This is a genomic window from Luteimonas sp. 8-5 (assembly GCF_029763755.1).
Lineage (GTDB): Bacteria > Pseudomonadota > Gammaproteobacteria > Xanthomonadales > Xanthomonadaceae > Cognatiluteimonas.
This window is the reverse complement of record NZ_JARUVM010000029.1, coordinates 41,085-51,939: the sequence shown is the minus strand read 5'-3', so window position 1 is coordinate 51,939 and position 10,855 is coordinate 41,085. Positions and strand designations below refer to the sequence as shown.

The following is a 10,855-nucleotide window of genomic DNA, read 5'->3' as shown; positions in this document are numbered from 1 at the left end:
AGCGCCCGGCCGGGTACCGCAAGGGCCAGGCCTCGCCGGAGGACCGGGCCGCGGTCGGCGACTGGGTCCTGGTCGAAGGCGGCGACGGCGCGCCCGGCAAGATCGTCGCCCTGCTGCCGCGGCACTCGGCGATCAAGCGCGGCGCCGCCGGCGAGCATTACCGGCAGCAGCTGATCGCGGCCAACATCGACACCGTATTCGTGGTCTGCGGCCTGGACGCGGACTTCAACCCGCGCCGGATCGAACGCTACCTGCTGCTGGTCCAGGGCAGTGGCGCGGGCGCGGTGGTGGTCCTGACCAAGGCCGACAAGGCGCTGGCCGACAACGCGGATGCCGTCACCGACGCGCTGCACGCGCTTGCCGACACCGCCGCCAACGGCACCGCCGTGGTCGCGGTCAACGCCAAGGACGCCGACACGCTGCGCGCGCTGGCGCCCTGGCTGCAGCCTGGGCGCAGCATCGTGCTGGTGGGTTCGTCGGGCGCCGGCAAGTCCACGCTGACCAACACTCTGCTCGGCGTGGAGCGGATGAAGACCGGAGAAGTGCGCGAGAGCGATTCGCGCGGGCGCCACACCACTACGCACCGTGCACTGGTACCGCTGCCGTCGGGCGCCTGCCTGATCGACACGCCGGGCATGCGCGAGCTGAAGCTGACGGGCGAGGAGGATGTCGAGCAGAACTTCGCCGACATCGAGGCGCTGGCCGAGCAGTGCCGTTTCCGCGACTGCCGCCACGACCGCGAACCCGGCTGCGCGGTGCGCGCGGCGATCGAGGCGGGCACCCTGGACCCGGACCGCTACGCGAACTTCCTCAAGCTCCGCGACGAAGTCGCCGGCGCCGCCAACCAGCTCGCGACCCGCCTCGCCCAGAAATCCGAAGCCCGCGTCCTCGGCAAGGCCCTGCACAAGCGCCTCGACGACAAGTACGGGCGACATTGAGACATATTTTTGACGCGGATCAACGCGGATGGAAAAGCGGATCAACGCGGATCAAGCGAAGAAGGATTGGCCCCACGGCAAGCGAAGTTCCACTAGTGGTTGCTCTATCCGCGTGAATCCGGCTCTTGATCCGCGTTGATCCGCGTCCAAGGAACACCCACACACCATGAACCCCCGGGAAAGCGAGATCGCCAGGTACGCCGAGCTCGACGCGCGGATGGTGCGGGCGGCGCGGGGGTTGCGGTGGTTGTCGCTGGTGAGCTGGCCGGTGGCGGTGCAGGAGGCGTTCCTGGCGGGGTGGCGGCGGTGTGAAGCGGTGCTGCCGCAATACGAATATCCGCGCCACGACTTCGGGGATGCGCGGCGCGAGCTGGAGGCGGTCGCGGCCGAAGCCGGTGCGGGCGATCCGGATCATCCGCTGGCGCAGTACCTGGTCGAATCCAGCCGCGACTGGAACCTCGCCGCGCAGCTGCTCGAGTCGCTGGGCACACCGCGGGTGGGCGAACTGTCGCAGCAGTTGTTCGGGCGGCCGGACGCGCCGCTGCCAGGCAACGGGCCGAGCACGCGCGACGCGGCGCGGCATTTCATCGACATCGCGGGCGAACTCGACCGCGAACTGCTCGCGCCCGAGGAGCGCGTCGAGATCTCCGCCACCGCGCTGCGCCTGCAGCTGCAGTCCGACCTCGACGACTTCTTCGACTCGCGCGTGATCGAGGTCGTGCTCGATCCGGAACTGATCGCCAAGGCCGCCGCCGGTTCCACCCGCATCCGCCTGCGCGCCGGCGCCGCGTTCAGCGACTACGACCGCCAGCAACTGCTGCAGCACGAGGCCTTCGTGCATTCGCTCACCGGCCTCAATGGCCGGCAGCAGCCGGTGCTCAAGAGCCTGGCGCTGTCCTCGCCGCGCACCACCGCCACCCAGGAAGGCCTGGCCACCTTCGCCGAGCAGATCACCGGGGCGATCGACATCGAGCGCATGAAGCGCGTATCGCTCCGCATCGAGGCGGTGGCGATGGCGCTGGACGGCGCCGACTTCGTGCAGGTGTTCCGCTACTTCCTCGACGCCGGGCAGGACGAGGTCGAAAGCTTCTCGTCCGCGCAGCGCGTGTTCCGTGGCGTCCCCACCGGCGGCGGCCACGCTTTCGCCAAGGACGTGGTCTACCTGCGCGGGCTGATCGGCGTGCACACCTTCTTTCGCTGGGCGCTCAAGACCGACCGCCTGCACCTGTGCCGGCAGCTGTTCGCCGGCAAGATGACGCTGGAGGACGCGATGCGGTTCGAGCCGCTGTTCAAGGGCCAGGGCGATGCCGCGCCGGTGCTGGCGCCGCCGCGCTGGTTGCCGCGCTGGCTGTCGCGCGCCAACGGCCTGGCCGGGATGCTCGCGTTCTCCCTGTTCGCCAACCGGATCCGGCTCGACGCGGTGGACCAGGCACCGATGCTGTCGCCGGAGTGACTAGAATGGTCGTTCCGCAGTCCCTGCTCCAGGCAAGACGAGTCCCGGCAAGATGACCGACCAGCCCGAAAGCCCCGCCAATTCGGTGGACGACCTGAAAAAGGCCGCCCTCGACTACCACCGCTTCCCGCCGCACGGGAAGATCAAGGTGGTCGCGACCAAGCCGATGGTGACCCAGCGCGACCTCGCCCTGGCGTACTCGCCGGGCGTGGCCTATGCCTGCGAGGCGATCGTGGCCGACCCGAACGCGGCCAGCGAGCTCACCGCGCGGGCCAACCTGGTGGCGGTGATCAGCAACGGCACCGCCGTGCTTGGCCTGGGCGACATCGGGCCGCTGGCGGGCAAGCCGGTGATGGAAGGCAAGGGCATCCTGTTCCAGAAGTTCGCCGGCATCGACGTGTTCGACATCGAATTGAACGAACGCGACCCCGACAGGCTGGTCGAGATCATCGCCGCGATGGAGCCGACCTTCGGTGGCATCAACCTCGAGGACATCAAGGCGCCGGAGTGCTTCATCGTCGAACGCAAGCTGCGCGAGCGGATGAACATCCCGGTGTTCCACGACGACCAGCACGGCACCGCGATCATCGTCGGCGCAGCGGTGGTCAACGCGCTGGAAGTGGTCGGCAAGAAGATCGAGGACGTGAAGCTGGCCACCGCCGGCGCCGGCGCCGCGGGCATCGCCTGCCTGGACATGCTGGAGGCGCTGGGCATGACGCCGGACAACATCCTGGCGGTCGACCGCGACGGCGTGCTGTACACCGGCCGCGACAACATGGATCCGGACAAGCAGCGCTACGCGCGCGACACGACCAAGCGCAGCCTGGCGGAGATAGTGGAGGGCGTCGACATCTTCCTCGGCCTGTCCGCCGGCGGCGTGCTCAAGCCGGAAATGCTGGCGACGATGGCCGACAGGCCGATCATCCTCGCGCTGGCCAACCCGCACCCGGAGATCCTGCCGGAGGACGCGAAACGCGTGCGTCCGGACTGCATCATCGCCACGGGCCGCAGCGACTACCCGAACCAGGTCAACAACGCGCTGTGCTTCCCGTACATCTTCCGCGGCGCGCTCGACGTGGGCGCGCGCGAGATCAACGAGGCGATGAAGCTGGCCTGCGTGCACGCCATCGCCAGGCTCGCGCGCATGGAATCCGGCGACCTGGCCGCTGCCTACGGCGGCGACATCCCGTGTTTCGGCCCGGAATACCTGATCCCGCGCCCGTTCGATCCGCGCCTGCTGGTGATGCTCGCGCCGGCCGTGGCGAAAGCGGCGATGGACTCGGGCATCGCCTCACGCCCGATCAAGGATTTCGACGCCTACGAGGAAAAGCTCGGCCAGTTCATCCACCGCACCGGCCTGCTGATGAAGCCGGTATACGACCGCGCGCGCGCCGACCGCCAGCGCGTGGTGTATGCCGAGGGCGAAGAGGAAGTGACCCTGCGCGCGGTGCAGACGGTGATCGACGAACAGCTGGCGACGCCGATCCTGATCGGCCGCCCGGACGTGATCCAGTCGCGCATCGAGCGCCTGGGCCTGCGCATGCGCCCCGGCGTCGACTTCGAACTGACCAACATCAACGACGACCCGCGCTTCCACGAATACTGGCAGCAGTACCACGCGCTGACCGAGCGCCGCGGCGTGACCCCGGCGGCCGCCAAGAACCTGATCCGTTCGCGGCCGACCCTGATCGCGGCGCTGATGGTCGAGCGCGGCGAGGCCGACGCGATGATCTGCGGCCTGGTCGGCCGTTACCACAAGAAGCTCGGCTACCTGCGCAGCGTGTTCGACTTCGACAAGGGCGTGACCGGCACGGCGGCCATGACCGGCGTGATCAACGACCGCGGCGTGTGGTTCTTCCTCGACACCCACGTGCAGCTCGACCCGAGCCCGGAGCAGATCGCCGAGGCCACGCTGCAGGCGACGTACCGGCTCAAGCTGTTCGGCATCGAACCCAAGGTCGCGCTGCTGTCGCACTCCAACTTCGGCAGCCACGACGACGCCAGCGCGCAGAAGATGCGCAAGGCGCTGCAGCTGATCCGCGCGCGCGCGCCCAAGCTGGAGATCGACGGCGAGATGATGGCCGACACCGCCTGGAACCAGGAGCTGCGCCAGCACATGTTCCCCAACACCACGCTGAGCGGCCGGGCCAACCTGTTCGTCATGCCCAACCTGGACGCGGCCAACATCGCCTACAACATCACCCGGGTGATGACCGACGGCGTGGCCCTGGGCCCGATCCTGATGGGCCTGGACCAGCCGGCGCACATCCTGACCACCGCCTCGACCCCGCGCCGCGTGATCAACATGACCGCCATAGCGGCAGTCGACGCCCAGATCCGCAAAGAGCGCGCCCGCCGCTAGCAAAAAAAGGGGACGGAGGGGATTAAGCGCATGCGCTTAATCCCCTCCGTCCCCTTTTTCTTACCACCCGGCAGCCAGCATCGCATCCAGCTGCTTGAACTGCTCGGGCAGCCCCTCCGCCGAGCCGGCCAGCGCTTCATCCAGCGCCTCCGCAGTCGGATACCGCTCCGAGTAGGTGACCAGCGTGCGCCCGTCGCGCTCCTCGAACACCACGGTGGTCACGCCACCCTGGTCGCCGCTCTCCTCGTTGCTCCACACCATGCGCTTGCCCGGCACGACCTCCTGGTAGGTGCCGAAGAACGCCATGCCGTCCGGCGCGGCCGGGTGCGCGAACACCAGGCGGTACTTGCCGCCGGTGCGCACGTCCATCTCGCACGAGAGCAGGGTGAGGCCCGCGCCTTCGGGCACCCACCAGCGCTTGAACAGGTCCGGGTTGCTCCAGGCCTCGAACACGAGGCGGGCGGGCGCGTCGAACACGCGCGTGACCACGAACTCGAGATCGGACTTGCGTTCCACCTTGGTGGGGTTAACGGCGGTGCTGTTTGCGCTTGCCATCTGCCTTCTCCTTGCGCTTCAGGTCTTCGACGATCCCGTCCAGAGCGTCGAAGCGGGCGCTCCAGAGCTGGCGATGCTTCTCGATCCAGGCGGCCTCGTCCTCGAGCCGGCGCGGCCCGAGTCGACAGGTGCGCACGCGCCCGACCTTCTCGGTGCGCACCAGCCCGGCCTGCTCCAGCACGCCGACGTGCTTCTTCATGCCGGTCAGGGTCATGTCGAAGCGCCGGGCCAGCTCGCTGATCGAGGCGTCGGCGCTGCCGAGCTGCTCCAGCACCCCGCGCCGGGTGACGTCGGAGAGGGCGGCGAAGGTGGCGTCGAGGTGGGCTTGATACTGAACCATATGGTTCACTGTATGCCTGCCCCGGGGGATTTGCAAGCGGCGGGACGGGACCCTCGTCAGCGGGCCTCGTACCAGGGCTTGCTGGCGTTGACGATGCGCACCACCGACAGCATCACCGGCACCTCGACCAGCACGCCCACCACGGTGGCCAGCGCCGCCCCCGAGTGCACGCCGAACACGGCCACGGCGGTCGCGACGGCCAGCTCGAAGAAGTTGCTCGCACCGATCAGGGCCGACGGCCCGGCCACGCAATGGGCGACGCCGAACCTGCGATTGAGCCAGTAGGCCAGGCCTGCATTGAAGTAGACCTGGATCAGGATCGGCACTGCGAGGATCGCGATGATCAGCGGCTGGGCGAGGATCTGCCCGCCCTGGAAACCGAACAGCAGCACCAGCATGACCAGCAGCGCGAGCAGCGACGCCGGATGCAGGCTTTGCAACAACGATCCCAGCGCGGCCTCGCCGTGCCGGCGCAGGATCCATCGGCGCATCGACACCGCAACCACGACGGGAACGACGATGTACAGCCCGACCGACAACAACAGCGTCGACCACGGCACGGTGATCGAGGAAATCCCCAGCAGCAGCGCCACGATCGGCGCGAAGGCGACGATCATGATCAGGTCGTTCAGCGCGACCTGGCTCAACGTGAAGCGCGGCTCGCCATCGCACAGGTGGCTCCAGACGAAGACCATCGCCGTGCACGGCGCCGCCGCCAGCAGGATCAGCCCGGCCACATAGGAGTCGAGCTGGTCGGCGGGCAGGTAGTCGGCAAACACGCGGCGGATGAAGATCCAGCCCAGCAGCGCCATCGAGAAAGGCTTGATCGCCCAGTTGATGAAGACCGTGACGCCGATGCCGCGCCAGTGTCGCCGGACTTCGCCCATTGCACCGAAGTCGATCTTCAGCAGCATGGGAATGATCATCAGCCAGATCAGCACCGCGACCGGCAGGTTGACGTTGGCGACCTCGGCCGCAGCGAGCTGCGCGAACACGCCGGGCGCCACCGCGCCCAGGGCGATGCCCGCGGCCATGCACAGCGCGACCCAAAGGGTCAGGTAACGCTCGAAGATCGTCACAGCGAGGCCAGCAGGTCGCGCACGCGACGTCCGATGTCGTCGCGCACCGCGCGGTAGCCGTCGTCGTCCATGTCCTTCGGGTCGGGCAGCGCCCAGTCCTCGCGCCGCTTCGCCGGCACCCACGGGCAGCTGTCGCCGCAGCCCATGGTCACCACCGCGTCGAACTCTCCGTTGATGTCGTCCAGTGATTTGGAAGCGTGGGCCGTGAGGTCATAGCCCACTTCGGCCATGAAGCGGACCGCCTTCGGATTGATCCGCCCGGAGGGGCGCGAGCCCGCGCTCAGTGCCTCGACCTCCGCGCCGCCATGCATGCGCGCGAAGGCCTCGGCCATCTGGCTGCGGTTGGCGTTCTCGATGCAGACGAAAAGAATCCGCTTCATGGCCGCCGCCTCAGCAGCACGCCGACTTCGGCCCGCAGCACGCGGCGCCATCTCCCACCTTCGGGCCGACGCTGGCGATGTCCGGGCTGCACGACGCGCCATCGGTCGCGCAAGGCGCGCCGGCCGCGTGGTACTGCGTGGCCTCGCCGGTGGTGTGGAAGGTCTCCCAGCGCGTGCCCTGCGGATCGGACGTCCACAGCTTGTCCGACTGCGCGTAGCAGCAGATCGTCGCTTCCTCCGGCACCACGGTGCCGCCGGCGGCGTCCAGGCGCGTGCCCAGCGCCGCGAGCGCCTCGCCGCTGTCGGCCTGGATGCCCAGGTGGTCGATGCCGGGTGCGCGCCCGGTGTTGGAGATCGCGAAGTTGACGCGCGGATCCTCGAGCATCCATTTGGCGTAGTCGTCCTTCAGCACGGTGGGCTGCGCGCCGAACAGCTCGGCATAGAAGCGGACGCTGGCCGCCAGGTCGGCGACGTTGAGGTGGACGTGGAAGCGGTTCATCGTTTCGTTCCCTTGGTGGGCGGTGGGCAGCAGGAAGCCGGTCCGCAGTCGGCGGCACCGGCGCAGCAGTTTTCGGTGAGGTAGGCGAGCAGGGCATCCATCCCCGCGTAATTGGCGCGGACCCGGATGACCCGGCCCTCGCGCTGGTCAAGGACCAGCCCCGCTGCGCGCAGCACGTTGAGGTGCGCGGTCAACGTGGCCGGCGGCAGGTCGAGCCGCTCGCGCAGCTCGCCGACCGACAGGCCCCCCGGCCCGGCCTGCACGAGCGCGCGGAAGGCGGCCAGCCGGGATTCCTGGCCGAGGGCGCTGAGGGCGGAAAGGGCGTTGGCGGTCTCCATGGTTCGTATATTCCAGAATTATCGAATTATGTCAACAGGACATCGGGATTTATTTTCGTCCGGACGATAATTTAATCATTGCCGCTCGCTGCTAACATCGGGCCATCAACGGAGCCCCGACATGACCCACGACAACGCCCTCCTGCGCGAAGACCCCGATCCGATCGAGACCCGCGAGTGGCTCGACTCGATCCAGGCCGTGCTCGACCGGGACGGCCCCGGCCGCGCCCACCAGCTGCTGGAGAACGTGGTCGAGGTCACCCGCCGCGCGGGCGCGAACCTGCCGTTCGACCCCACCACCGAGTACATCAACACCATTCCCCCGGGCGAAGAAGCCAGGAGCCCCGGCGACGCCGCGATGGAATGGCGGATCCGCTCGCTGATCCGCTGGAACGCCATGGCCATGGTCGTGGCCGCCAACCGCAAGCCCGGCGAGCTCGGCGGCCACATCGCCACCTTCGGCTCCAGCGCCACCCTCTACGACGTCGGCTTCAACCACTTCTGGCGCGCCCCGTCCGAGGACCACCCCGGCGACCTGCTCTACATCCAGGGCCACGGCTCCCCCGGCGTCTATGCCCGCTCCTTCCTCGAAGGCCGCATCAGCGACGAGCAGCTGCACAACTTCCGCATGGAGGTGGGCGGCAAGGGCCTGAGCTCCTACCCGCACCCCTGGCTGATGCCCGACTACTGGCAGACCGCCACCGTCTCCATGGGCCTGGGGCCGATCGCCGCCATCTACCAGGCGCGCAACTTCAAGTACCTGGAAGCGCGCGGCCTGATGCCCAAGAGCGACCGCAAGGTCTGGTGCTTCCTCGGCGACGGCGAGACCGACGAGCCCGAGAGCCTGGGCGCAATCTCCGTGGCCGGCCGCGAAGGCCTGGACAACCTCATCTTCGTCATCAACTGCAACCTGCAGCGCCTGGACGGCCCGGTGCGCGGCAACGGCAAGATCATCCAGGAGCTGGAAGGCAACTTCCGCGGCGCCGGCTGGAACGTGATCAAGACCATCTGGGGCAGCTACTGGGATCCGCTCCTGGCCCGCGACACCGGCGGCCAGCTGCGCCGGGTGATGATGGAGACCGTCGACGGCGAGTACCAGAACTGCAAGGCCTTCGGTGGCGCCTACACGCGCGAGCACTTCTTCGGCAAGACCCCGGAGACCGCCGCGCTGGTCGCCAACCTCTCCGACGACGACATCTGGCGCCTCAACCGCGGCGGCCACGACCCGCACAAGGTCTACGCCGCCTACCACGCCGCGGTGAACACCAAGGGCATGCCCACCGTGATCCTGGCCAAGACGGTCAAGGGCTACGGCATGGGCAAGGCCGGCGAAGCGCTGAACCCCACGCACGGCACCAAGAAGATGGACGACGAGGACGTCAAGGCGTTCCGCGACCGCTTCCAGATCCCGGTCACCGACAAGCAGCTCGAAGAGCACAAGGTGCCGTTCTACCACCCAGGCAAGGACTCGCCGGAAGTCGAATACATGCTCGAGCGCCGCCGCGCGCTGGGCGGCTTCCTGCCGCAGCGCCGGCGCAAGGCCACCCAGTCGCTGGAAGTGCAGCCGCTGCAGACCTACGAGCGCCTGCTCAAGGGCACCGGCGACCGCGAGATCAGCACCACCATGGCCTTCGTGCAGATGCTCAACATTGCCCTGCGCGACAAGCAGGTCGGCCCGCGCCTGGTGCCGATCGTCGCCGACGAGGCCCGCACCTTCGGCATGGAAGGCCTGTTCCGGCAGATCGGCATCTACGCCCCCAACGGACAGAAGTACAAGCCGGTCGACGCCGACCAGCTCATGTACTACCGCGAGGACGCCGCCGGGCAGGTGCTGCAGGAAGGCATCACCGAGGCTGGCGCGTTCGCCAGCTGGCTGGCCTGCGCCACCAGCTACAGCACCAACGACCTGCAGATGCTGCCGTTCTACATCTACTACTCGATGTTCGGCTTCCAGCGCATCGGCGACGCCGCCTGGCAGGCCGGCGACATGCGCTCGCGCGGCTTCCTGCTCGGCGCCACCGCCGGCAGGACCACGCTCAACGGCGAAGGCCTGCAGCACGAGGACGGCCACAGCCTGGTCCAGGCCGCGCTGATCCCCAACGTGCGCAGCTACGACCCTACCTTCGCCTACGAAGTGGTCACCATCATCCAGCACGGCATGCAGCGCATGCTGGCCGAGCAGAAGGACGAGTACTGGTACGTCACCCTCATGAACGAGAACTACGCGCACCCGGAGATGCCGGAAGGCAGCGCGGAAGGGATCCTCAAGGGCATGTATTTGTTCCGGGACTCGGGACTCGGGACTCGGGACTCGGGGAAAGCGAAGGGCAAGGGCAAGGACGCGCTCTGTGTGCAGCTGATGGGCTCGGGGACGATCCTGCGCGAGGTGATTGCCGCGGCGGAGCTGCTGGAGAAGGACTTCGGCATCAAGGCCGACATCTGGTCCTGCCCGAGCTTCAACGAGCTGGCCCGCGACGGCCAGGACGTGGAGCGCCACAACCGCCTCAACCCCGAGGCCAAGCCGCGCAAGGCCTATGTGACCGAGCTGCTGGAAGGACGGCAGGGGCCGGCCATCGCCGCCACCGACTACATCCGCCTGTACCCCGAGCAGATCCGCCAGTTCGTGCCGATGCGTTACACCGTGCTAGGCACGGACGGCTTCGGCCGCAGCGACACCCGCGAGAACCTGCGCAAGCACTTCGAGGTGGACCGGTACTACGTGGCGCAGGCGGCTGTGGCGGCGTTGGCGGCTGAGGGGAAGCTCGCAGCGAAGGATGTGGCGAAGGCGATTGAGCTTTACGGGATCGATGGGAAGAAGCCGAATCCGTTGGGGGCTTAAGACCATAGCCCTTGCAACGTTAGATATGTGGATTAGTGTCGACCCATCCCGGACTCAATTGCATTGCTAAAG

The 10,855-nt window shown here is 68.0% G+C and carries 10 protein-coding genes; 4 read left to right on the top strand and 6 right to left on the bottom strand.

Features of this window, described 5'->3' with window-relative positions; genetic code table 11:
* The 3 genes from rsgA to QAA18_RS05135 form a co-directional block, all read left to right on the top strand.
* A partial coding sequence (rsgA, locus tag QAA18_RS05145) for a ribosome small subunit-dependent GTPase A (protein ID WP_279411578.1) occupies nt 1-938 on the top strand: 938 nt, incomplete at its 5' end.
* A 166-nt stretch (nt 939-1,104) separates the two neighbouring features.
* Entirely contained in the window at nt 1,105-2,391 is a 1,287-nt protein-coding gene (locus QAA18_RS05140; protein ID WP_279411575.1) for a flavohemoglobin expression-modulating QEGLA motif protein, read from the top strand.
* Nucleotides 2,392-2,443: 52 nt separating this feature from the next.
* Nucleotides 2,444-4,753 carry an NADP-dependent malic enzyme gene (locus QAA18_RS05135; RefSeq protein ID WP_279411573.1) on the top strand — a complete coding sequence of 770 codons (2,310 nt, stop codon included), beginning with the start codon at nt 2,444-2,446 and terminating at the stop codon, nt 4,751-4,753.
* A 60-nt stretch (nt 4,754-4,813) separates the two neighbouring features.
* Here the strand turns inward: QAA18_RS05135 and QAA18_RS05130 are convergent, their stop codons facing one another.
* Genes QAA18_RS05130 through QAA18_RS05105 form a run of 6 tightly spaced genes read right to left on the bottom strand, consistent with a single transcriptional unit; the run spans nt 4,814 to nt 7,944 of the window.
* Nucleotides 4,814-5,308, bottom strand: coding sequence for an SRPBCC family protein (locus QAA18_RS05130; RefSeq protein WP_279411572.1), 495 nt, complete (start codon nt 5,306-5,308; stop codon nt 4,814-4,816).
* Nucleotides 5,280-5,648, bottom strand: a complete 369-nt coding sequence (locus tag QAA18_RS05125; RefSeq protein WP_279411570.1) for a metalloregulator ArsR/SmtB family transcription factor — start codon at nt 5,646-5,648, stop codon at nt 5,280-5,282. Before QAA18_RS05125 ends, QAA18_RS05130 begins: the two co-directional genes overlap by 29 nt.
* Nucleotides 5,649-5,704: 56 nt before the next feature.
* Nucleotides 5,705-6,727 carry an ACR3 family arsenite efflux transporter gene (arsB, locus tag QAA18_RS05120; RefSeq protein WP_279411569.1) on the bottom strand — a complete coding sequence of 341 codons (1,023 nt, stop codon included), beginning with the start codon at nt 6,725-6,727 and terminating at the stop codon, nt 5,705-5,707.
* Entirely contained in the window at nt 6,724-7,107 is a 384-nt protein-coding gene (locus QAA18_RS05115; RefSeq protein WP_279411567.1) for an arsenate reductase ArsC, read from the bottom strand. Before QAA18_RS05115 ends, arsB begins: the two co-directional genes overlap by 4 nt.
* 10 nt (nt 7,108-7,117) lie before the next feature.
* The gene (locus tag QAA18_RS05110) at nt 7,118-7,606 is read right to left on the bottom strand and encodes an ArsI/CadI family heavy metal resistance metalloenzyme (RefSeq protein WP_279411565.1); all 489 of its coding nucleotides are present in this window, start codon (nt 7,604-7,606) and stop codon (nt 7,118-7,120) included.
* On the bottom strand, nt 7,603-7,944 hold the full coding sequence (locus QAA18_RS05105; protein WP_279411563.1) for a metalloregulator ArsR/SmtB family transcription factor: 342 nt from the start codon (nt 7,942-7,944) through the stop codon (nt 7,603-7,605). The genes QAA18_RS05110 and QAA18_RS05105 overlap by 4 nt, the downstream gene beginning before the upstream one ends.
* A 121-nt stretch (nt 7,945-8,065) precedes the next feature.
* Between QAA18_RS05105 and aceE the strand changes: the two genes are divergently transcribed.
* Nucleotides 8,066-10,783, top strand: a complete 2,718-nt coding sequence (aceE, locus tag QAA18_RS05100; protein WP_279411561.1) for a pyruvate dehydrogenase (acetyl-transferring), homodimeric type — start codon at nt 8,066-8,068, stop codon at nt 10,781-10,783.
* The last annotated feature ends 72 nt before the right edge of the window (nt 10,784-10,855 follow it).